Consider the following 20,613-nt stretch of genomic DNA (forward strand, 5'->3'; position numbering starts at 1 on the left):
CAATGGGCGGCTTCTATAGTGACCGAACCGGGGGGCGGAAAATTCCGGCAGTCTGTCCGGGGCCGGTCCTCGACCGTCCCGCGCGAGAGGATCGATCATGAGTGCGGTGAGTGAGCAGCTCCCCGACGGCCGCTACGGCCGTTCCCGCTCCGCCGACGAACGCGCGGACCGCACCCTGAAGATTGTCGGCGCCGTGCTCGGCGCCCTGCTCGTCATCCTCATCGGCTGGTTCGGCTACCACTACGTGTTCGGTACGAAGATCAGCGCCGAGGTCATCACCTTCAAGGCCTCCGACGAGGCGGTCAAGGTGCACCTCGAGGTCCGTAAGGACACCGACGCGAAGGGTTACTGCACCATCCGTTCGCTGTCCACCGACGGCGCCGAGGTGGGCCGCGCGGACTTCCGCTTCGACCAGCGCGACAGCCGGATCGACAAGGTCGTGACGCTGCGCACCACGGCCCGCGGCACCAGCGCGGAGCTGCTCGGCTGCCACGCGGGCTGACCCCACGGCGGCCACACCGCGACCGCATCGCCGGCCGTACGGGTTTCGATGCCTGACCTGCATCGACGAATTCTTGATGGCATATGTCCTCCCCCTTCGGCGCCTGAATTGTTAGGCTCGTGGTTTCGCCCTCCCGTGAGAGCACATGCTTCTGGGTAGGGCGATGCTTTGTATTCCCAGTACCTACGAGGAGCACCTGTGACCCAGACCAGCGAAGACGTCACCTGGCTCACGCAGGAGGCGTACACCAAGCTCAAGGACGAGCTGGAGTACCTGTCTGGTCCCGCGCGCGCCGAGATCACCGTGAAGATCGCGGCGGCACGCGAGGAGGGCGACCTGCGCGAGAACGGCGGGTACCACGCGGCCAAGGAGGAGCAGGGCAAGCAGGAGCTCCGCATCCGCCAGCTGACCCAGCTCCTGGAGAAGGCCAAGGTCGGCGAGGCGCCTGCCACGGCCGGCGTCGCCGCCCCCGGCATGGTCGTCACGATCGCCTTCGACGGCGACGAGGACGACACCATGACGTTCCTGCTCGCCTCGCGCGAGTACGCGAGCACGGAAATCGAGACGTACTCGCCGCAGTCCCCGCTGGGCTCCGGCGTGAACGGCAAGAAGATCGGAGAGGACGCCCAGTACGAGCTGCCGAACGGCAAGCTCGCCTCGGTGAAGATCCTCGAGGCGAAGCCCTACAGCGGCTGATCCGACACATGCGAAGGCCCCCGGCGCGTGCTGCGCCGGGGGCCTTCGCATGTTCTCGTGCCGAGCCGTGTCGGTCGGGCCGTCTCGGTCGGCCGTCGCCGTCAGGCCGTCGCCGTCAGGCCGTCGCCGTCAGGCCGTCGCCGTCAGGCCGTCGCGTTGCGGTACTTGCGGACCGAGAGCGTCCGGAAGGCGACGATGATCAGGACGGACCAGATCAGCGAGGCCCACACGGGGTGCTGCATGGGCCAGGCTTCGGACGTCGAGACGCCCGGGTTGCCGAACAGCACGCGGCAGGCCTGCACCGTGGCGCTGAACGGGTTCCAGTCGGCGATGTGGCGCAGCCAGGGCGTCATCTGGCTGGAGTCCACGAACGCGTTCGAGATGAACGTCACCGGGAAGAGCCAGACCAGCCCGCCCGACGTGGCCGCCTCGGGGGTGCGTACGGACAGGCCGATGAGGGCGCCGATCCACGTGAACGCGTATCCGAGGAGGAGCAGCAGGCCGAAGGCGCCGATGGCCTTCGGGAGGCCCTCGTGGATGCGCCAGCCCACCAGGACCGCGACGATCGCGAGAACGAGCAGGGTCAGGGCCGTCTGTACGAGGTCCGCGAGGGTGCGCCCGGTGAGGACGGCGCCGCGGGACATCGGCAGCGACCTGAAGCGGTCGATGAGCCCCTTGTGCATGTCGTCGGCGATGCCCGCTCCGGCGCCCGCCGTGGCGAACGTGACGGTCTGGGCGAAGATGCCGGCCATCAGGAACTCGCGGTAGACCGCGGGGTCGGTGGTGCCCCCGATGTTCATCGAGCCGCCGAACACGTAGCTGAACAGCACCACGAACATGATCGGCTGGATCAGTCCGAAGATGACGACCTCGGGGATCCGCGTCATCCGGATCAGATTGCGCTTGGCGACGACGAGGGAGTCCCGGACGGACTGCGCGGGGCCGCCCGCGGGGCGGGGGGCGAGGGGCTGGGTGACGGCGCTCACTTGTCGGCCTCCTTCTTGCGCTTGGACTGCTTGGCGGCGCCCGCCCCCGAGCCGTTCTCGTCCTCTTTCTCCTCGGCCACGTGGCCGGTCAGGGAGATGAAGACGTCGTCGAGGGTGGGCCGGCGCAGACCGATGTCGTCGATCTCGATGCCGCGGGTGTCCAGCTCCCTGATGACCTCGGCGAGGAGCTTGGCGCCGCCGATGACGGGGACGGTGAGCTTGCGGGTGTGCTGCTCGACGGTGGTCTCGCCCTTGCCGAACCCGGCGAGGATCTCGGCGGCGGGCGTCATGTGCTCCCGCTCGTGCACCACGAGCTCGACACGCTCGCCGCCGGTCTGGGCCTTGAGCTGGTCGGAGGTGCCGCGCGCGATGACGCGGCCGTGGTCGATCACACAGATGTCGTGCGCCAGGTGGTCGGCCTCTTCGAGGTACTGGGTGGTCAGCAGCAGGGTCGTGCCGCCGGCGACCAGCTCCTGGATGACCTCCCACAGCTGCAGCCTGTTGCGCGGGTCGAGTCCCGTCGTGGGCTCGTCCATGAACATCACGGGCGGCGAGACGACGAGTGCGGCGGCCAGGTCGAGCCGGCGGCGCATGCCTCCGGAGTACGTCTTCGAGGTCCGGTCGGCGGCGTCCGCGAGGTTGAACCGCTCGAGCAGTTCGGACGCCCGCGCCTTCGCCTCTTTGGCCTTCATCTGGTACAACTGGCCGACCATTTGCAGGTTTTCACGACCTGTCAGATACTCGTCGACGGCGGCGAACTGACCGGAAAGGCCGATCGAGCGCCGCACCTCGTTCGGATGCTTGAGAACGTCGATGCCCGCGACGACGGCCTTGCCGCTGTCCGGCGTGAGCAGCGTCGTCAGACAGCGCACGGCAGTGGTCTTCCCCGCCCCGTTCGGACCGAGCAGGCCGAGGACCGTGCCCTCCGGGACATCGAGATCGACGCCGTCCAGCGCCCTGACGTCGCCGAAGGTCTTCACCAGACCTTCGGCGTAGATGGCGCCTGGCATGTGGCTTCCCCCATGGGTTGTGGGTGACCTTTTTGGTTGCCTTGCTCAGCGAAATCTTAGATATGTCCGCCTGGGCACGCCCGACGGAGTAGTGACACGGACCACAAGGTATCGCGATACATCGCGTCTCATCAACCGGTTTTCCGTAATCTGCCGGCGGGCCGGTGATTCCGCGGCCGGCCGGTCAGTCGATGACGAGGTAACCCGCGTCCCGCAGCGCCGCGCCGACCTCGGCGCAGTGCACCGGGCCCTTCGTCTCCAGGTGCAGCTCGACCTCGGCCTCCGTGAGACCGAGCCGGGGATCCGTGCGCACGTGGCTCACGTCGAGGACGTTGGCGTCGACCGCGGACAGCACACCGAGAAGCGTCGCCAGGGCGCCGGGACGGTCCGTCAGACGCAGCCGCAGCGACAGATAACGCCCGGCGGCAGCCATGCCGTGGCGCAGGATCCGCTGCATCAGGAGCGGGTCGACGTTGCCGCCCGACAGGAGCGCCACGACCGGGCCCTCGAAGGAGCGCGGGTCGCTCAGCAGCGCCGCGACAGGGCTCGCCCCAGCCGGTTCGACGACCAGCTTGGCCCGCTCCAGGCAGAGCAGCAGCGCGCTCGACAGCGCGTCCTCCGAGACCGTGCGGACCTCGTCGACCAGCTCCTCGACCAGCTGGAACGGCACGTCACCGGGGCGCCCCACCTTGATGCCGTCGGCCATCGTCGCCGGATACGGGATCGACACCGGCCGCCCGGCCTCGAGCGAGGGCGGGTACGCCGCCGCGCCCGCCGCCTGCACACCGATCACCTTCACATCGGGACGCAGCGCCTTGACCGCCACCGCGATGCCCGCGGCGAGCCCGCCGCCGCCGATGCCGACGACGATCGTGCGCACCTCGGGGCACTGCTCCAGGATCTCGAGGCCGACCGTGCCCTGCCCGGCGATGATGTCCGGGTGGTCGAAGGGGTGGATGAACACGGCACCCGTCTCGTGCGCGTACTCCTGCGCCGCCGCCAGCGTCTCGTCGACGACCTGCCCGTGCAGCCGCACCTCCGCGCCGTAGTCCCGCGTCGCCGCGACCTTGGGCAGAGGCGCTCCGACCGGCATGAAGACCGTGGAGCGTACGCCGAGGAGAGAAGACGCGTGCGCTACACCCTGCGCATGGTTTCCGGCACTCGCGGCGACCACGCCCGCGGCGCGCTCCTCGGGAAGCAGGCCCGCGATCCTGACGTACGCACCGCGCAGCTTGAAGGAACCGGTCCGCTGGAGGTTCTCGCACTTGAGGTGCACCGGCGCCCCGACCAGCCCCGAGAGGTGCCGGCTGCCCTCCATCGCCGTCATCCGAGCGACCCCCGAGAGCATCTTCTGCGCACCGCGCACATCGTCCAGGGTCACCGTCGGCAAGGAGTCAGCCGTGCTGTAGCTCATGACGGCAAGTCTCGCAGCTCACGCCGTACGGCTCCTGGCGTGACCACGGTCCGAGACTGGTTTGTGCAGCGTCGGTACGGCCCGCCGTCCGGCCGCGTACCCTGTCCCCCAACCCACCACCCCTCGCATGAAGTGAGCCCCCGGCCATGCCCACACCACCGGAAACGATGGACATGACGACCGCCGGCGACACCGGCCTCCTCGAAACCCTGCAGCACCAGGTGGCGGTCTTCGCCCGCCGTGCCGAACAGACCCGGCTCGGCGGGGTCGGGCAGGTGCGCAACTCGATGGACCGAGCCGCGTATCTGCTGCTCAACCGCCTGGACAAGGAAGGCCCGATGGGCGTCAAGGCGCTCGCCGCGAGCATGGGCATCGACTCGTCGACGGTGACACGTCAGGTCGCGCCGCTCGTCGACACGGGCCTCGTCAAGCGGACGTCCCACCCGGAGGACGGGCGCGCGGTCGTCCTCCAGCTCTCGCCGCGCGGCCTCGCCCGGCTCGACGAGGTACGCACGTCCAGGCGGTCCCTGATGGCCGAGTTGACGCAGGAGTGGACCCCGCAGGAGCGCGAACAGTTCTGTGCGCTCCTCACGCGCTTCAACACCGCGCTGTCCGCGCGGCAGACGGGCCAGCCCGCCCCGTCCGGGGAAGCCGCTCCCGGCTCTTGACCCCGGGCCCGCACCTGCCCTCATATGAGACCGGGCCCCTGTCGCATGCGGCCGGGGCCCGTCCCGTCCGGCGACCGGCCGCCGAGCGGCCCGGCTGGAGGTGCGGTGCGAGAACGGCGCGCGTTCCAGGACGCCCGCCGGGCCCGGGAGTTCGAGGCGTTCATCGCGGGCGCGGCAGGGCGGCTGCTCCATGCCGCGACCCTGCTCACCACGGAGCCGGCCGACGACAACCCGCGCGCGCGGAAGCTGCTCACGTCGGCGCTCGCGCAGACGTACGCCTCCTGGGACCGGCTGCGCGGCGAGGACCCCTACGACCGTGCCCGCAAGGAGCTCGCCCTGCGCTTCGCCCGCGCGGCCTGGCACCAGCACCGCGGGTACGGCGGCGTGCTGCGTCACCTGGGCCCGCAGGAGCGGCTGATCCTGGTGCTGCGCCTGTACGAGGGGGTCGGCGAGGAACAGGCGGCGGCACTGCTCGGGCTCCCCATGGAGCGCGTGCACGCCATCCACGCGCGCGCCATGGCGCTCGTCCTGCACCCGCCGCGCGGACCCGCCCCGGCCCCCCTTGGAGACGCGGCGGCCCTGGAGGAGGTGCCGTCATGAACGCACAGGCCCGCAGGGAACGCGAGGTCCGCGCGGTTCTGGAGGCCGCCCAGGGAGCGCTGCCGCCCGAGATCCACGCCGAGGCGGTGCGCCGGGGCGGGCGGATCCTGCGTCGCAGGAGGGTGCTGCGCCGCCTGATGTGGCTGGCGCTGTCCCTGGCGATGACCGCCTTCTTCGTGTGGGCCCTGCTGGCCAGGCCCTGGGTGGAGCCGCCGTCCGGGACGACTCCACCACTCACGGGCTGGTGACCGCGCGCCTCCTCCAGGAGGCTCTGCGCGGGATCAGCCGAGCGCCTGCTGGAGGTCGGCGAGCAGGTCGTCGGCCGACTCGATGCCCACGGAGAGGCGTACGAGGTCGCTGGGCACCTCGAGCGCCGAGCCCGCGACCGAGGCGTGCGTCATGCGTCCCGGGTGCTCGATCAGGGACTCCACACCGCCCAGGGACTCGCCCAGGGTGAACAGCTTCGCCCGGTCGCAGACCGCCACGGCGGCCTCCTCGCCGCCCTCGACCTGGAACGACACCATGCCGCCGAACGCCTTCATCTGCTTGGCGGCGACCTCGTGACCGGGGTGCTCCGGAAGGCCCGGATACAGAACACGCGTCACGCGCGCGTGCCGGGACAGCATGTCGGCGACCTTCGTCGCGTTCTCACTGTGCCGGTCCATGCGCACGGGCAGCGTCTTGATGCCGCGCAGCACCAGCCAGGCGTCCATCGGCCCGGCGACGGCGCCCATCGCGTTCTGGTGGTACGCCAGCTCGTCGCCCAGCGTCGGGTCGGCGACGATCAGCGCACCGCCGACGACGTCCGAGTGACCGCCCATGTACTTGGTCAGGGAGTGCACGACGACGTCCGCGCCGAGCGCCAGCGGCTGCTGGAGGTACGGGCTCGCGAAGGTGTTGTCGACGACGAGCCGCGCCCCCGCCTCGCGCGCGACCTGCGCGACGGCGGCGATGTCGGTGATCCCGAGCAGCGGGTTGGACGGCGTCTCGACCCAGATGACCTTGGTCTTCGGCGTGAGCGCGGCGCGCACGGAGGCCGGGTCGCTGGTGTCGGCGACCGACCACTCCACGCCCCACCGCGAGACGACCTTCGCGAACAGGCGGAACGTGCCGCCGTACGCGTCGTTCGGGATGACCACGTGATCGCCGGGGCTGAGGAGCGTACGGAGAAGGCAGTCCTCGGCGGCGAGCCCGGAGGCGAACGCGAGGCCGCGGCGGCCGCCTTCGAGGGCGGCGAGGTTCTCCTCCAGGGCGGTCCTGGTCGGGTTGGCGCTGCGGCTGTACTCGTAGCCGCCGCGCAGCCCGCCCACGCCGTCCTGCTTGTACGTGGAGACCTGGTAGATCGGGGGGACCACGGCGCCCGTCAGGGGGTCGGCCGTGTTGCCCGCGTGAATGGCCACGGTCTCGAACCCGTGACCGCCGTGGGCGTTCTGGCTGTTGTGCGTGTCGCTCATGCGGCCAGAGCGTAGTGCGCACACGGGCCGCGCGGCTGCCTACCGGGCCTGGTTCGCCAATTGTCCGACCCGTCTGGTTCGCTTGTACCCATGGGAATTCTCTGGGTCCTGATGGCAGTGGTCATGTTGGGGGCGGTGCTCGGCCCGTACCTGCTGCGCAGGCGCGGCGGGATACGCCAGGTCGCGCCCGGTTCGCCGGACGCCGCGGACCCGGCGGAGTACGGCTTCATGCGCCAGGAGGACCTGGACGTGCGGCTCCCGGGCCCCGACCAGGACCTGTTGAACGTGATGTCGGTGGTCCAGCGCAACCAGGACTTCACGGCCGCCAAGCAGCTCCTCGCCGGCACGGGCAAGGAGAGCGAGCAGCGCTGGGAGCGCGTGCAGGCGATCGCCGGCGCCGCCGCCCTGGAGCTGGCGCAGACCCCGCGGCTCGGAGCCGGATGGCTCCACGCGTGGCGTGCCCAGGACCCCAAGGACCCGGGCGGGGCGCAGGTGTTCGCGGAGTTCCTGGTCCAGCAGGCCTGGCGGAACGCGGGCGGTGAGGCCCAGGCCGACGAGCGGCGGATCATCCTGGAGGAGGCCAGGTCGGCCTGCGAGGATGCGGCGCTCCTGGCCCCCGGCGACCCGGTCCCCCACATCACGCATCTCGCCGTGGCCCGCGGCCTCGGGTACTCCCAGCACGACTTCGAGCAGCTCTGGCTCAAGATCCTCGACACGGCGCCGGGCCACATGGGCGCCCACCTCGCGGGCCTGCGGTACTGGTGCGAGAAGTGGCACGGCTCGCGCGAGCTCGCCTTCGCCTTCGCCGAGGCCGCCGCCGCGCGCGCCCCGCGCGGCTCGCTCCTCGCCGCGCTCCCCCTCTTCGCGCTCTACGAGCACCTGCCCGACGTCAATCTGGTGCGCAGCTTCTACCAGAGCGAGGTCGTCACCAAGTCGATCCACGGCGCGCTCTTCGCCGTCCAGGCCGCCCGCCCGGACGACCCGATGCTCGCCCACGTCCGCCACCTCCTGGTGTTCTTCCTGGTCCGCTGCGAGCGCTGGGCCGAGGCGATGGAGCAGCTGCTCCACGTCGACGGCCACGTCGGCGCGCTCCCCTGGACGACGGGCACGGACCCGGCCGCGGACTACGCCGTGTACCGGGCGCTGGCGGTCGCGGGCTACGAGGCGAACGGCGGGAGCCCGGCGACGCTGCGCCACTGACCGCCCCGCGCGGACCGGAAGTCCGGGCCGCTCTCGTACGTCGAGGAGGAGGCGCCGCGCAGCATCAGCCCGCGCGCAGCCTTTCCCAGGAGCACCCCATGCTCTTCGGCCGTACGACACCCCGCATCGCGACCCCGGACCAGGCCCTCAAGGGCCGCGCCACCCGCGAGTACGAGGTCCCGTTCCGCCAGGGCAACGACGTCGGGCCGCCTCGCGCGGTCAGCTCTCCGCGCGGACGGGCAGCCGCCAACCCGGGCGCGGGAAGTGGCAGGTGTAGCCGTCCGGGTAACGCTCCAGATAGTCCTGGTGCTCGGGCTCGGCCTCCCAGAAGGGGCCGACCGGCTCGACCTCGGTGACGACCTTGCCCGGCCACAGTCCGGAGGCGTCCACATCCGCGATCGTGTCCTCGGCGGTCCGCTTCTGCTCGTCATCCACGTAGTAGATCGCCGAGCGGTAGCTGAGGCCGATGTCGTTGCCCTGGCGGTTCTCAGTGCTCGGGTCGTGGATCTGGAAGAAGAACTCCAGGAGCGCGCGGAAGCTGGTCCTCTCGGGGTCGAAAAGGATCTCGATGGCCTCCGCGTGCGTGCCATGGTTACGGTACGTCGCGTTCGGCACGTCACCCCCGGTGTATCCGACCCGGGTCGCCGTCACGCCCGGGAGTCGGCGGATCAGGTCCTCCATCCCCCAGAAGCATCCGCCCGCCAGCACGGCCCTCTGCGTCTGCGCAGCCATTGCGGCCCCTCCAATATCTGTCAGCTCGGTCACTCGGGCTGCTCGGCTCGCACACCACCGGCATCCCATATCCACTCGCCTCAACGCGCGAGGGTTCCAGGCGATTCCGTGCCCGTCCAACCGGCCCTGCGGTCGCCGGCCGCCCGCCGCCGCGAGAAGTGCGCTGACCTGTTGCCTCCCCCACGCCGGTGGCCTCAGCGGAACTGGCGGCCGGACTCGGTCAGCTGCTCGTAGTCCTCGTCGTCCGCGCGCTCCTCGCGCGTCAGCGTGGTGACGGCCGGCAGCGTGTGGGTTTCGGCCTGACTGGTTGTCCGGTCGGCGGTCGGTCCTGCGTGGCCTGATAGCGGTAGGACTCGGTCCCGGTGTCGTCGGGCGCGCGGTGCCAGGGCCGTTTTCCCCGCCGCGTGGAAGCGGGGCCGCATGACGTGGATCAAGCCATGCTTCCGCTGCACCTCTCCGTCATGCGCAGATGTCACCACGAGCCGAAGGGGCGAGGAACGTACGAGAGGCTGCGCAACCATCCAGCGCACTCATGTGTCAGTTGTACACCGCATGAGGTCAGGAGAGGCATGGACTATCGCCGGGACGTACCCCCTGTGGGGCCGGGAACCGCGCCCGAGAAGTGGTTGCTGCGCGTCGGTGTCGTGGGCCTCCTCATCGCGGCCCCGGGCGCGGCGGTGGGTTACTTCGAGGGGTTCCGGGACGGCACGGAGGCCGGTGACTTCGCCTGGGTCATGATGTTCTTCGGCGGTCTGCTGATGGGTGTCACGGCATGGGTCGGTGTTGTGCGCAGGCTGGATCCCGAGTCGAGGAGGGAGCGTCGCCGCAGGACCGCCGTCCGACGTTCCCGGCAGGCGCCCCTGGCTGCCGCGGAGCTCACCCATGGGACCCTCCTCGAAGCGGCCGTGCGCTCCACGGCCGAGGCCGTACGTCCTCAGCCGCCCGCGCCCGTGACCGACAGTCGGGGGCGGTTGGTCTGGTGGCGCAACCGCGACCTGCTCACCGCTTTCGGCCTTCCCGGCGTAGCTGCCTGGACCGTCGTCATGGCGCTTGTCGGGTTCGGCGGCGTGCTGCACATCTTCGGCGGGGCCGGCCGCGGGTGGTTCTTCCTCGTCGGCTCGGCCTGCGGCCTGGTGGCCGTCGTGTTCGAAGCGCGGCTCGCCCGCGGTCTCGCCCGCGTGGCCGTCAGTGAGCATGTACGCCCGATGCGCTGGCTGCTGCTGCGCGAACCGGACGCGGGTGAGGCCTACTTGGTGCTGTACCGGGCCGACGGCGATCCGGACGAGGCTCCGCCAACGCTTCTGCGGCTCGCCAAAAAGCGGCAGGCACGACGCCTCCCGTCGGCGGGCGTCGCGGACGTCCACGGCCTGCTCCGTCCCGTCACCGTGCTCGTGCCGTGGATCGACGGCTCACCTGTGTGGACCCGCCACCCCGTGACCACACTCGACTTGACGACTGAGCGCGACCGAGGGCGGCTGACCTACCTCAAGGGATCCGAGATCCACGGCCGATAGGCGCTCTTCGCGACCGGATCCGACGGCGCTGAGCACCGAGATCCCGGGCATTGACTCGCCTTGTCGCGGTCCCAGTCACGAAAGTGGTCGTGAACGCGGCTTGATGTCAAGCCGTGCTCACAGACCGCAACCGGGACGATCGCGACGGGCTCCATCTTCCTCGGAGGGCCGCAGAAGACGTTCCAGCAGCAGGGCCGCCGGCTGCCCGACGACCTCCCCGCCAAGGGCGGCCTATCGCGACGCCGTCGCGGACGTCGAGTCGCTGGAGCAGGACATCGCCCGCGCCGATCACGGCAGCACCGCGCTGCCCTACGACCGCGCTCTGAACGTGAAGCTGGCCGATGCCGCGGATGCGCTGCGCGTCGGCGACGGAGTGGAGAAGCTCCCGGACTTCCTCAAGGAGATCCCGGTCCTGGATGTCGCCGCCGCGGGCACGTGTGGTCTGCTGGAGGCGTCGGACGACCAGGACAAGGGCTGGTCCTGGCAGCACTCGATAGCCGTGGACGGCGGTGCCAACGTCGGCGGCCTCGTCGCCGGTACGGCCATCACCGCGGGCCTGGTGGCCGCCGCGCCCTTCGACGTCCCCGTGGCCGTGGTGGCCGGGGTCGGCGGCGCGGTCGTGATCGGCGCGACCGGTGTCATCGACCACGCCTTCCACGAGCACTGGAGCGAGGACATCCACAAGGACGGCGTCGTGGGCGGTGTGCTGCACGGCAGCGGTCATGTCCTCTCCCAGACCGGGGACGACTTCAAGCGACTTGGGAAGGATGTCCGGGGTGGCGTCAAGAGCATCTTCTGAGGTTCCCGCTGCGGGGGCCTCGCCCGTGCCGGGCGGTGGACGGATTCCGGTGCTGCCCGGGCTCGGGACCAGTTGGTACGAGCGCGGGGCGCGGTACTGGATGCGGCGTACCGGGACCGGCGTGCTGTGGCTGGTCGTGCTGGCGTTCTTCTGTTTCGTCTCTCTGAGCCTTTACTCGGGGTTCCGTGAGGTGCTGCCGTCGGACGTGCGCACCGTGTGGGACGTGGCGCAGGTAGTCGCGGCCTGTGGGGGCGCCGTCTGGGGCTGGATCGTGCAGCGGCGGGCGCACCGCAGGGACCTGCTGGACCCGCCCGGTCCCGGGCGGGGGCGTGCCGCGCGGCGTGCTTCCGTCCGGCGCTCCACCGGTCTGGCCGTCCTCGGCCGTGGCCTCGTGGTGATCGCGGCTCCTGTCATGCCGGCGTTCGCCGCGTTCTGCGTGGGCTGGAGCGTCGCCGCGCTCACCGTCCGCGAGTATCCGACCGAGGTCGGCGCGCGGCGGGCGATGCAGGGGTAGGCGGGGTGGGCTCGCCGCATCAGGGGCGTATCGGCGGGCGTGCGGGATCAGGGGTGGCTGCCCGAGGCGCGCAGTGCCGTCGCGTGGTGGCGCAGGGGCTCGATCTCCTCGGTGGCGCGCTCCAGTTCCGTCAGCCAGGTCCGTATCCGGGTGTCGTCCGCGGCGTACTTCAGGCACTCGCCGAGCGCCGCGGTCAGGACCTTGAGCTTGTTCTCGTAGACCGTGATGTAGTCGTCCATCGCCGTGCGGGCGGGGTGGACCGTGGAGTTGAAGAGCACGCCGACGCTCTCGCCGCCGGACGGAGTCAGTTCGCGCACGCGGTCGGCCATCCGGGACAGGCGTTCCCTGATCTCGTCGGAGCTTTCCCAGGCCGGAGGCCCGTAGGCCAGCACCCGGACGGATTCCCATGCCTCGCTCGCCCGGCCCTTCTTCGTCCTGCCGCAGTCGAGGGACAGGCTCACCCCGTAGAAGTCCCTGCCCCGCTCCGCCTCCGTCGCCACCAGGGACACGGCGAATCTGTCCACGGTGCCCGCGGGGATCAGCTGACTGACGGAGTGGCGGTAACTCCCCTCCCTGAGCGGGAAGTTGACGGCGTACGCGGTGCTCGGGCCCGTTCTTCGCTGCTGCGCCGGCAGGGGTGCGGTGATCGTCGCCCCGGGCAGGACGAGGACGCACGGCGGCTCGATCGGCGGGACGTGGAGCAGGCCTTCCACGTCCACCTGCACGCGTCGCACGATGCCGTCCAGGTCGCCGTCGTTGCATACGGCGATGTCCAGGACCGGGCGCTCCGGGACCAGTTCGCCCAGGACACGCACGTCCGCGTCCGGCTCCGCGAGCACCGTCTCCGCGTCCTTCACCGTGACGTCGAGGAAGCTGATCGCCCCGTCCTGCTTCCGCCGCGCCCGCAGCGTCGCCCACGCCGCGATGACCGCGCCGACGGCCGCCGCCACGATTCCCCCGACGGCTCCCATGACCGCAACCAGCATCGCGCCCCCGCTCCCCGTCCCGCCCGAACGTCATGAACCCTTACGTCCGGCAGGCGTCACACAGCCGCCCTCGCAGCGTAGGTGCGACCACTGACAACGGGCTGTGCTCAGGGTGTCCGGAACGGTGTTCTCACGCCGCGAGGCGTACCTCGCCCTGGCGCGGGGGCGCCCGGCGCACCGCAGGCCGTGAGGCCGGAGTGGCGAGGCGGAGCAGTTCGGACTGGCCGAGGGCCAGGACGTCGGCGAGGCCGAGGCCCAGGGCGTGGGCGGCGGCCGCCAGGACCTCCGACGACGCCTCCTTGAGGCCGCGCTCGATCTCGGAGAGGTACGGCAGGGAGATTCGGGCGGCGTCGGCGACATCCTTCAGGGTGCGTTCCTGGGCGAGGCGCTCACGGCGCAGGACGTCCCCCACGATGTCGCGCCAGAGCGGCTCCTTGGACGGGGGCCCGGCAGGCTCCGCCGGGGCGGGGCGCGGGTCCGGGCGCAGGTCCGGGCGCAGAGGGATGACGCGGGCGTGGTTCGACGCGTGGCTGCTCACGGGTTCAGCGTAGGAGCGGCGCACGCAGGACGGCCCACCGTTCTGCCCCCGGCATAACGGTGAGCGTGATCCCCGGCCCGCGTCACACGCGCCCCCGCGCCACCTCGGCCCGCATCCGCGCAGCCGTACTCGACGGGTCGTAACCGTCCGGAACCCCCTCCACGAAGATCACCTCGCCGTCCAGGTTCCGTGTCCGCAGCGGGATGAGCTCCTGGTAGGCGTCGGAGTCGTACCAGCCGTGGGCCGCGGCCTTGTCAGGGAACGAGATGACGACGACGCCCCCCGGCCACGACCCCTCGATGTCCTCCAGCTGGGCGCCGTGCACGAGGAAGCGGCCGCCGAACGGGTCGAGGGTCGACTGGATGCGCTCCATGTAGTCGAAGACCTCTTCGTTCGGCACGGTGGTGTTGCGCAGGGTGGCGATGGCGTACGCGGTCATGAGGTCCTCCCCGGCAGGATCGGTTCGATGACTCGATCCTGCCGGGGGACGGACGGGCCGTCGATTACGCCTCAGGTAATGCCCCAGGTGACGCCCTGGGTAATGCGACGGGCAACAGCGAACGTCAGATCGTCGCCGTGTCGATCACGAAGCGGTACCGCACGTCGCTCGCGAGCACGCGCTCGTACGCCTCGTTGATCTGGCTCGCCTCGATCAGCTCGATCTCGGCACCGAGGCCGTGCTCGGCGCAGAAGTCGAGCATCTCCTGGGTCTCCTGGATACCGCCGATGCCGGAGCCGGCGAGGGACTTGCGGCCCGCGATCACGGAGAACAGGTTGATGGAGATGGGCTCCTCGGGGGCGCCCACGTTCACCAGGGCGCCGTCCGTCTTCAGGAGCGAGAGGAACGCGCCGAAGTCGAGCGGGGCGGAGACCGTCGACAGGATGATGTCGAAGGTGCCGGCCAGCTCCTCGAAGGTCTTCGGGTCGCTGGTCGCGTAGTAGTGGTCGGCGCCCAGCTTGAGGCCGTCCTCCTGCTTGCGCAGGGACTGCGACAGGACGGTCACCTCGGCACCGAGCGCGTGCGCGATCTTGACGCCCATGTGGCCGAGGCCGCCCATGCCGAGGACGGCGACCTTCTTGCCGGGGCCCGCGTTCCAGTGCTTGAGCGGGGAGTACGTGGTGATGCCCGCGCACAGCAGCGGTGCGGCCTCGTCGAGGGCGAGGCCCTCGGGGATGCCGACCGTGTAGTTCTCGTCGACGACGATGTGGGTGGAGTAGCCGCCGTAGGTGGGCTCGCCGTTCTTGTCGAGGGCGTTGTACGTGCCGACGTTGCCCTTGGCGCAGTACTGCTCCAGGCCCGCCTTGCAGTTGTCGCACTCGCGGCAGGAGTCGACCATGCAGCCGACGCCGACGCGGTCGCCGACGGCGAACTTGGTGACGCCGGGGCCCACCTCGGTGACGATGCCGGCGATCTCGTGGCCGGGGACCATCGGGAAGATGCCCTCGCCCCAGCCGTCGCGGGCCTGGTGGATGTCGGAGTGGCAGATGCCGGCGAACTTGATGTCGATCAGGACGTCGAACTCGCCCACCGGGCGGCGCGGAATGGTGGTGCGCTCCAGCGGAGCCTTTGCGGAGGGTGCGGCGTAGGCGCTGACGGTGGTGATCTGTGCGGTCATGCGTACAGCCTGCCCCAGCCGGAGGCATCCTCCGAGCTCAGGGCCTTGCCCCGCTTTGCGTACGCCCACTGGTCCTACTACTGGCGGGGTCAGGAACACCTTCGTACGACTGTGGCTGCCCGGCGATACTGGAGGCATGGACGATCACGGGACCCGCGCCGCCCCGGCCGCCGGCGAGCCGCTGGACCGGCGTGCCGAGCTGAGCGAGTTCCTGCGCACCCGGCGGGCCCGGCTGAAGCCGCAGGACGTGGGGCTGCCGGACTTCGGCAGGCACCGGCGCGTGCCGGGCCTGCGCCGCGAGGAGCTGGCGCAGCTGGCCGGCGTGTCGGTGGCGTACTACACGCGCCTGGAGCAGGGGAACGGGCGGAACGTGTCGGCGGAGGTGCTCGACGCGATCGCGCGCGCCCTGCGCCTCACGGACGCGGAGCACGCGCATCTGACGCATCTGGCCAAGCCGAAGCAGCACAAGAAGAAGCGGGCCTCGCGGGAGCAGCAGCAGGTGCGCGGGGCGCTGCGGCATCTGCTCGACAGCCTGGAGGGCGTGCCCGCGTACGTGTCCGGCCGGCGCTCCGAGGTGCTCGCCTGGAACCGGATGGCCGCGGCGGTCTTCGGCGACTGGAGCGAGCTGCCGCCCCGGGAGCGGAACTGGGCACGGATGGTGTTCCTCGCCCCGGCCTACCGCGACCTGTTCGTGGAGTGGGATGCGAAGGCGTCCGACATGGTCAGCTATCTGCGGCTGTACGCGGGCTGCCACCCGGACGACCCGGAGCTGTCGGCGCTGGTCGGCGAACTCTCCGTCAAGAGCGAGGAGTTCAGGCGGCTGTGGGCGACGCACGACGTCAAGGAGAAGAGCCACGGCGTGAAGCGGCTGCGGCATCCGCTGGTGGGTGAGCTGAGCCTGTCGTACGAGAGCATGAACCTGCCCGACGACGAGGAGCAGCATCTCGTGGTCTACCACGCGGAGCCGGGCTCCCCGTCGGCCGAGGCGCTGCGCCTCCTCGCGAGCTGGGGCACGGACGCGATCCGGGCGGGCCAGGGACAGAGCCACACCCAGGACTGAGCTACGGCTGGTAGGGCGGCGCCGCCCCCCAGTTCCACAGCGGTACGGGCTGTTCGGCGGGCCGGTCCGCGTCGGGGCCGGAGAAGTACACGGCGAGCCGGGTGCCCCACTCGACGTAGGCGCTGAACGCCGAGCGGAACTCGGCGTCGGACGGCAGGCCCGCCTCGTCCGCCGCGTCCTGGATCAGATTGACCCAGCGGCGGCGCTGCGGCTCCGTGATGTGCTTGCCGACGTGCTTGGCGACCATGTGGCTGTGGCCGCCCTGCTGTTCGGAGTAGGTGGCGGGGCCGCCGAAGACCTCGCCGATCCACAGGGCGACGTGCCCGGCGTGCTCGGGCGGGAGGTCCGCGAACAGGGGACCGAGGAGGTCGTCCTTGAGGACCTTGGCGTAGAAGACGTCGGTGAGCCGCGCGAAGGCGTCGGCGCCGCCGGCCCAGTCGTACAGGCTCGGGACGGACGCGCCGGTGCCGCGCACCGATGTGGGCTTGTAGTGGCGCATCTCGTCGATGTTCCCGACGTACGGCCTGATCTCGGCGAGGAAGTCCTGGAAGAGGTCGGACTTGCGGAAGCCCTCGATGTGGTCCTCGGTCGAGGTCCAGGTGATGCGCAGGATGAAGTGCTCGAAGTCCTCCTCGCAGCGCGCCAGCTCGTAGTCGACGCACTGGGGCGCCGCGGCGAGCCGGCCGGCGGCGCGCGTGTAGGCCGAGAGGAACTCGGCGGACTGAGCCTCGGGGATCCGGTAGCGGATGTACTCGACTGTCTGCGTCGTCATGGCAGTCAGCAAAACACGGGTGGCCCGCCCCGGCCATGAGGTCGGGACGGGCCACCTGGGCTGTCAGCGCTGAGCGTAACGGGCCATGCCCGTCACTACGCCGGCGGGCGTAGCGCGCCTACGCCACGCGTCGCGGCTACTTGCCGTAGTACGCGTTGTAGACCGAGATCGTCGACTTGTTGCCCTTCTTGTCGGCGATCTTGGCGTGGAAGGAGACGGCCTTGCCCTTGGCCGGGTTCTTCACGGTGACCTTGCCGTTCTTGACGTCCAGCTTCTTCCACGTCTGGCCGTAGTCGTAGGAGACGTACACGGCCAGCGACTTGAGGTTGCTGCCCGCGGCCGCGCCCTGGACGGTGACGGGGACCGACTGGGTCCGGTCGGCGGGGGCGGTGCTGTCGAGGCCGACGGCCGCGGCGAAGCGGGCCGTGGACAGCGGCAGCTTGGCCGCCTCGTCGGAGGAGGCCGGCTTCTTCGAGCGGAACGTCCAGCTGGCGTCGACGCGGGTGGAGGCCGCGGCGATCTTGACGCTGCGCTTGATGGACGTCGACAGCTTGTACTCGGCGTCGCCGGAGGTGACCTTGAAGGGCTTCTCGCCGACCAGCGGGTCGTCGTTCTCGCCGACCTTGGTGCTGCCCTTGTAGAGGGTGGTCTTCACCGAGAGGTACTGCGAGTAGCCGGCGTGAGTCTTGCCGTCGGCGTACATCGGCAGGTTGCCGTAGATCTCGTTGCCGTCGCGGTAGACCCCGTAGCCACCGCCGATGCGGGGGCCGAAGACGCCGGTGTTGAACGTCTTCTCGTACGCCTTGCCGCCCTGGAACGACTGGGGAGTGCCGAGCGTGTAGGAGGCCTCCTCGGTCGGGAAGCCGTCGCTGTCCTCGGGGCCGTTCTGCGAGAACTCCAGGCCCCACTTCACCTTGTCGGCGGTGGACAGGTGCAGGGTGCGGGTGCCGGGGAGCTTCTGGTCGATGGCGACGAACCAGCCGCCGGAGCTGACGGGCAGCATGCCGATCGCGCCCACGGAGCCGGTCTTGTCCTTGGCCGCCCCGCCGAGCCCGACCTTCACCGTGGCCAGGTCGCTCGCCTTGTAGTGCTTGGTGTAGCCGGTGGCGAGCTTCTTGACGGCGCCGCCGGCGACGGTGTCGTACTCGGTGTCGGTGCCCTTCGCCCACACACCGGTCCACTGCTGCTGGAGCTTGACGCCGGTCGGCTCCGGGCCGAGGCCGGCGGTGCGGAAGTTGGTGTACGAGTCCAGGATCCAGCCATAGCCGGACGAGGAGTCGGCGGTGTCGAGCGTGAACTCGGGCGCGGCCAGGACGCCCTTGGCGGCGGCGTCCGGGACGGTGACGTCGACGGGCTTGGTGGTGCGGGCGTCGAGCGTGACCGTCGTGTTCCTGGTGACGTCCAGCTTCGGCTGCACCAGCCAGTCGGCGCCCTTGGAGAAGTCCTCGGGGTCGGCCACCAGGTACTCGTTCAGGATGTAACTGCCCTTGGGAACACGGACCTTGACGGTGCCCGAGTTCGGGTCGTAGGCGTTGAAGTAGGCGTCCGTACCGATGCCGGCCAGGGAGGTCTCGTAGCCCTGGGCGTCCTTGCCGTCGCGCCCGATGTGCTTGAGCGTCACGTCGTACGACTCGACCTCGCGCTGCACGGCGGCCGCGGTACGCACGGACTGGCCGCCGCCCGTCGCCACGACGTACGCGGAGTACGCGCCGTCGACCGTGCCGCCGAGCTTCGTGTTCGCGGTCAGATCCACGGAGGCGGTGCCGCCCGCGGGGACGGTCACCTTCGTCGCACCGAGCTTGAAGAAGCCGGCCGGGGCGGCCTGGCCCTTCGGGTTGGTGCCGGTGGCCGTCAGGTCGAGAGTGACGTCCTTGTCGCCGGTGTTCCTGTACGTCACCTTCTTGGTGATCGCGGCATCGTCGGTGTGCGGCCACTGCGCGACGCCGAAGCTCACCGAGACGGGCTCGGCGAACACGGTCTGCTGGATGGCCTTGTCGACCTGGATGCGGCCCGAACCCTGCTCGAACGGCGTGTACTTGCCGCCCTTGGTGGAGCCGGTGAGGGCGCCCTTGAGCTCGGTGGACTTCCAGTCCGGGTGTTCCTGCTTGAGGATCGCGGCGGCGCCCGCGACGTGCGGGGTCGCCATCGACGTACCGGAGATCGTGAGGTAGCCGGCGGGGTTCTCGCCGACCTCCTTGTCGATGACGCTGCCCGGGGCGGCGGCGGCCGTGATGTCGACGCCGGGGGCGGTGACGTCCGGCTTGACGGCGCCGTCGCCGATGCGCGGGCCGCGGCTGGAGAAGTCGGCCAGCTTGTCGTTGCCGTCGACCGCGCCGACGGTCAGGGCGGCGTCCGCGCTGCCCGGGGAGCCGACGGTCGAGTCGCCGAACTCGCCTTCGTTGCCCGCGGCGATGGCGAACAGGATGCCCTTCTCGGCGGACAGCTTGTTGACCTCGGCCTCGAGCGGGTCGATCTCGGGGGTGTCGCCGCCGCCGAGGCTGAGGTTGACGACGTCGGCGCCCTGGTCGGCCGCCCATTCCATGCCGGCGAGGATGCCGGAGTCGTCGCCGTAGCCGTCGTCGCTGAGGACCTTGCCGTTGAGCAGCTTGGCCCCGGGGGCGACGCCCTTGTACTTGCCGCCCGACTTGGCTCCCGTACCGGCGGCGATGGACGCGACGTGCGTGCCGTGGCCGAAACGGTCCACGGCGTCGGCGGAGGTGGAGAAGTTCTTCTCGCCGACGACCTGGCCCTTGAGGTCGGGGTGGGTCGCGTCGACGCCCGTGTCCAGGACGGCGATCTTGACACCCTTGCCGTCGTAGCCGGCCGCCCACGCCTTGGGGGCGCCGATCTGCGGGACCGACTTGTCGAGGCTGGCCTTGCGCACGCCGTCGAGCCAGATGCGGCTGATGCCGGAGGCGGTGCCGCCCCGGGAGGTCGTGACGGCGTCCCAGAGGCGGGTGGCGTCCTGCTTGGGCGTCGTGACGGCGTCCGCGTTCAGGGACTTGAGGGTCCTGCGGACCGTCGTGTCACCCGCGTCGCGCACGTCGGCACGGGCGGCGGTCGCGGTGCCCCGGTAGCCGACGATCACCTTGAGGCCGTGCTTCTGGGCCTTGCGGTTGGCCGACTTGGAGAGCTCGGTGACGTCGAAGAGCCGCTGGTCGAGCTTGCCACTCGCGACCAGGCGCTGCGCGTCGGCCGGCACCACGAGGGTGTGGCCGCCGACGGTGCGCGTCTGCGCGGGGATGTGCTCACGGCCCTTGGCGTGCTGGTAGCCGACCGGCTTCCCCTTCGCGTCGAGGGTGACGCGGTCGCCGGTGATGAGCGTGATGTGCTGCTTGGGCGCGGCCTTCGCGGCCTCGCCGGACTGCGCCGCAGGGGCGGCGGCCACGGCCGGGGCGGTCAGACCCGCGGTGAGGACGACGGCCGCCGCGGCGGCCACAGTCGTGGCGCTACGTCTCTTTGAGGTTATTCGTGCCTGTCTGTGCAACTTTCCCCCTGGTGACGGTAGTTCACCGGTGGGAGACCCGAGCGGCCCCCCTGCAGAGAGATGAT

22 protein-coding genes are annotated in these 20,613 nt (G+C 70.7%); 10 read left to right on the forward strand and 12 right to left on the reverse strand.

Annotation, left to right across the window (positions count from 1 at the left end; translation table 11 throughout):
• Positions 1–97: 97 nt before the first annotated feature.
• A complete protein-coding gene (locus tag ACWFR4_RS09925) occupies positions 98–502 on the forward strand; it encodes a DUF4307 domain-containing protein (protein WP_453467586.1) in 405 nt (134 codons plus the stop codon).
• A gap of 198 nt (positions 503–700) precedes the next feature.
• Positions 701–1,198, forward strand: coding sequence for a transcription elongation factor GreA (greA, locus tag ACWFR4_RS09930; protein WP_453467588.1), 498 nt, complete (start codon positions 701–703; stop codon positions 1,196–1,198).
• 143 nt (positions 1,199–1,341) lie between these two features.
• Here the strand turns inward: greA and ACWFR4_RS09935 are convergent, their stop codons facing one another.
• The 3 genes from ACWFR4_RS09935 to ilvA form a co-directional block, all read right to left on the reverse strand.
• The gene (locus tag ACWFR4_RS09935; RefSeq protein WP_453651831.1) at positions 1,342–2,184 is read right to left on the reverse strand and encodes an ABC transporter permease; all 843 of its coding nucleotides are present in this window, start codon (positions 2,182–2,184) and stop codon (positions 1,342–1,344) included.
• Positions 2,181–3,194: an ATP-binding cassette domain-containing protein gene (locus tag ACWFR4_RS09940; protein WP_453651832.1), complete on the reverse strand. Its 1,014-nt coding sequence runs from the start codon at positions 3,192–3,194 to the stop codon at positions 2,181–2,183. The genes ACWFR4_RS09935 and ACWFR4_RS09940 overlap by 4 nt, the downstream gene beginning before the upstream one ends.
• A gap of 184 nt (positions 3,195–3,378) precedes the next feature.
• Positions 3,379–4,608: a threonine ammonia-lyase gene (ilvA, locus tag ACWFR4_RS09945; RefSeq protein WP_453651834.1), complete on the reverse strand. Its 1,230-nt coding sequence runs from the start codon at positions 4,606–4,608 to the stop codon at positions 3,379–3,381.
• 167 nt (positions 4,609–4,775) lie between these two features.
• Here ilvA and ACWFR4_RS09950 point away from each other — a divergent pair, with 167 nt between their 5' ends.
• The 3 genes from ACWFR4_RS09950 (at position 4,776) to ACWFR4_RS09960 (ending at position 6,124) form a co-directional block, all read left to right on the forward strand.
• Positions 4,776–5,276, forward strand: coding sequence for a MarR family winged helix-turn-helix transcriptional regulator (locus tag ACWFR4_RS09950; RefSeq protein WP_116510573.1), 501 nt, complete (start codon positions 4,776–4,778; stop codon positions 5,274–5,276).
• Positions 5,277–5,381: 105 nt separating this feature from the next.
• Positions 5,382–5,876: a sigma factor-like helix-turn-helix DNA-binding protein gene (locus ACWFR4_RS09955; RefSeq protein ID WP_453651836.1), complete on the forward strand. Its 495-nt coding sequence runs from the start codon at positions 5,382–5,384 to the stop codon at positions 5,874–5,876.
• Complete coding sequence (locus ACWFR4_RS09960) at positions 5,873–6,124, forward strand: hypothetical protein (RefSeq protein ID WP_405478818.1); 252 nt, start codon at positions 5,873–5,875, stop codon at positions 6,122–6,124. Before ACWFR4_RS09955 ends, ACWFR4_RS09960 begins: the two co-directional genes overlap by 4 nt.
• A 33-nt stretch (positions 6,125–6,157) precedes the next feature.
• Here the strand turns inward: ACWFR4_RS09960 and ACWFR4_RS09965 are convergent, their stop codons facing one another.
• Positions 6,158–7,330 (reverse strand): cystathionine gamma-synthase, encoded by a 1,173-nt coding sequence (locus tag ACWFR4_RS09965; protein ID WP_453464652.1) that lies wholly within the window; start codon positions 7,328–7,330, stop codon positions 6,158–6,160.
• Positions 7,331–7,420: 90 nt separating this feature from the next.
• Here ACWFR4_RS09965 and ACWFR4_RS09970 point away from each other — a divergent pair, with 90 nt between their 5' ends.
• Positions 7,421–8,530 carry a hypothetical protein gene (locus ACWFR4_RS09970; RefSeq protein ID WP_453464649.1) on the forward strand — a complete coding sequence of 370 codons (1,110 nt, stop codon included), beginning with the start codon at positions 7,421–7,423 and terminating at the stop codon, positions 8,528–8,530.
• A 219-nt stretch (positions 8,531–8,749) separates the two neighbouring features.
• Here ACWFR4_RS09970 and msrA read toward each other — a convergent pair whose 3' ends face one another.
• Together msrA and ACWFR4_RS09980 are read right to left on the reverse strand one after the other, a co-directional pair.
• The gene (msrA, locus tag ACWFR4_RS09975; RefSeq protein ID WP_453651838.1) at positions 8,750–9,262 is read right to left on the reverse strand and encodes a peptide-methionine (S)-S-oxide reductase MsrA; all 513 of its coding nucleotides are present in this window, start codon (positions 9,260–9,262) and stop codon (positions 8,750–8,752) included.
• Positions 9,263–9,456: 194 nt separating this feature from the next.
• Positions 9,457–9,684: a hypothetical protein gene (locus ACWFR4_RS09980; protein ID WP_453651840.1), complete on the reverse strand. Its 228-nt coding sequence runs from the start codon at positions 9,682–9,684 to the stop codon at positions 9,457–9,459.
• A gap of 147 nt (positions 9,685–9,831) precedes the next feature.
• Between ACWFR4_RS09980 and ACWFR4_RS09985 the strand changes: the two genes are divergently transcribed.
• From ACWFR4_RS09985 to ACWFR4_RS09995, 3 genes are all read left to right on the forward strand, one after another.
• Positions 9,832–10,776, forward strand: coding sequence for a hypothetical protein (locus ACWFR4_RS09985; RefSeq protein ID WP_453651842.1), 945 nt, complete (start codon positions 9,832–9,834; stop codon positions 10,774–10,776).
• Positions 10,777–11,104: 328 nt separating this feature from the next.
• Positions 11,105–11,575, forward strand: coding sequence for a hypothetical protein (locus ACWFR4_RS09990; protein ID WP_453651844.1), 471 nt, complete (start codon positions 11,105–11,107; stop codon positions 11,573–11,575).
• 49 nt (positions 11,576–11,624) lie between these two features.
• Entirely contained in the window at positions 11,625–12,089 is a 465-nt protein-coding gene (locus ACWFR4_RS09995) for a hypothetical protein (protein ID WP_453651846.1), read from the forward strand.
• A gap of 47 nt (positions 12,090–12,136) precedes the next feature.
• Here the strand turns inward: ACWFR4_RS09995 and ACWFR4_RS10000 are convergent, their stop codons facing one another.
• The 4 genes from ACWFR4_RS10000 to ACWFR4_RS10015 all read right to left on the reverse strand — a co-directional run bounded on the left by ACWFR4_RS10000 (position 12,137) and on the right by ACWFR4_RS10015 (position 15,217).
• Entirely contained in the window at positions 12,137–13,075 is a 939-nt protein-coding gene (locus tag ACWFR4_RS10000) for a hypothetical protein (RefSeq protein WP_453464632.1), read from the reverse strand.
• Positions 13,076–13,205: 130 nt separating this feature from the next.
• Positions 13,206–13,613: a helix-turn-helix domain-containing protein gene (locus ACWFR4_RS10005; protein ID WP_453464629.1), complete on the reverse strand. Its 408-nt coding sequence runs from the start codon at positions 13,611–13,613 to the stop codon at positions 13,206–13,208.
• An 82-nt stretch (positions 13,614–13,695) separates the two neighbouring features.
• Entirely contained in the window at positions 13,696–14,052 is a 357-nt protein-coding gene (locus tag ACWFR4_RS10010; protein WP_453464626.1) for a DUF1330 domain-containing protein, read from the reverse strand.
• A gap of 124 nt (positions 14,053–14,176) precedes the next feature.
• On the reverse strand, positions 14,177–15,217 hold the full coding sequence (locus tag ACWFR4_RS10015) for an NAD(P)-dependent alcohol dehydrogenase (RefSeq protein WP_329581640.1): 1,041 nt from the start codon (positions 15,215–15,217) through the stop codon (positions 14,177–14,179).
• Positions 15,218–15,365: 148 nt separating this feature from the next.
• On the opposite strand from ACWFR4_RS10015, the gene ACWFR4_RS10020 reads away from it, so the two are divergent.
• Complete coding sequence (locus ACWFR4_RS10020) at positions 15,366–16,289, forward strand: helix-turn-helix domain-containing protein (protein ID WP_453651848.1); 924 nt, start codon at positions 15,366–15,368, stop codon at positions 16,287–16,289.
• A 1-nt stretch (position 16,290) separates the two neighbouring features.
• Here the strand turns inward: ACWFR4_RS10020 and ACWFR4_RS10025 are convergent, their stop codons facing one another.
• Positions 16,291–17,061, reverse strand: coding sequence for a globin domain-containing protein (locus ACWFR4_RS10025; protein WP_453464620.1), 771 nt, complete (start codon positions 17,059–17,061; stop codon positions 16,291–16,293).
• Positions 17,062–17,197: 136 nt separating this feature from the next.
• Positions 17,198–20,500 (reverse strand): S8 family peptidase, encoded by a 3,303-nt coding sequence (locus ACWFR4_RS10030; protein WP_453464617.1) that lies wholly within the window; start codon positions 20,498–20,500, stop codon positions 17,198–17,200.
• Between the last annotated feature and the right edge of the window lie 113 nt (positions 20,501–20,613).

The organism is Streptomyces sp. NPDC055140 (assembly GCF_053607285.1).

Bases quoted from the DNA above. Each gene is read 5' to 3' on its own strand.
- ACWFR4_RS09960 (WP_405478818.1), top strand. From the start codon at position 5,873: ATGAACGCACAGGCCCGCAGGGAACGCGAGGTCCGCGCGGTTCTGGAG.
- ACWFR4_RS09925 (WP_453467586.1), top strand. From the start codon at position 98: ATGAGTGCGGTGAGTGAGCAGCTCCCCGACGGCCGCTACGGCCGTTCC.
- ACWFR4_RS09940 (WP_453651832.1), bottom strand. From the start codon at position 3,194: ATGCCAGGCGCCATCTACGCCGAAGGTCTGGTGAAGACCTTCGGCGAC.
- ACWFR4_RS09965 (WP_453464652.1), bottom strand. From the start codon at position 7,330: ATGAGCGACACGCACAACAGCCAGAACGCCCACGGCGGTCACGGGTTC.
- msrA (WP_453651838.1), bottom strand. From the start codon at position 9,262: ATGGCTGCGCAGACGCAGAGGGCCGTGCTGGCGGGCGGATGCTTCTGG.
- ACWFR4_RS10000 (WP_453464632.1), bottom strand. From the start codon at position 13,075: ATGCTGGTTGCGGTCATGGGAGCCGTCGGGGGAATCGTGGCGGCGGCC.
- ACWFR4_RS10025 (WP_453464620.1), bottom strand. From the start codon at position 17,061: ATGACGACGCAGACAGTCGAGTACATCCGCTACCGGATCCCCGAGGCT.
- ACWFR4_RS09950 (WP_116510573.1), top strand. From the start codon at position 4,776: ATGGACATGACGACCGCCGGCGACACCGGCCTCCTCGAAACCCTGCAG.
- ilvA (WP_453651834.1), bottom strand. From the start codon at position 4,608: ATGAGCTACAGCACGGCTGACTCCTTGCCGACGGTGACCCTGGACGAT.
- ACWFR4_RS09985 (WP_453651842.1), top strand. From the start codon at position 9,832: ATGGACTATCGCCGGGACGTACCCCCTGTGGGGCCGGGAACCGCGCCC.
- ACWFR4_RS10010 (WP_453464626.1), bottom strand. From the start codon at position 14,052: ATGACCGCGTACGCCATCGCCACCCTGCGCAACACCACCGTGCCGAAC.
- ACWFR4_RS09980 (WP_453651840.1), bottom strand. From the start codon at position 9,684: ATGCGGCCCCGCTTCCACGCGGCGGGGAAAACGGCCCTGGCACCGCGC.
- ACWFR4_RS09970 (WP_453464649.1), top strand. From the start codon at position 7,421: ATGGGAATTCTCTGGGTCCTGATGGCAGTGGTCATGTTGGGGGCGGTG.
- ACWFR4_RS10020 (WP_453651848.1), top strand. From the start codon at position 15,366: ATGGACGATCACGGGACCCGCGCCGCCCCGGCCGCCGGCGAGCCGCTG.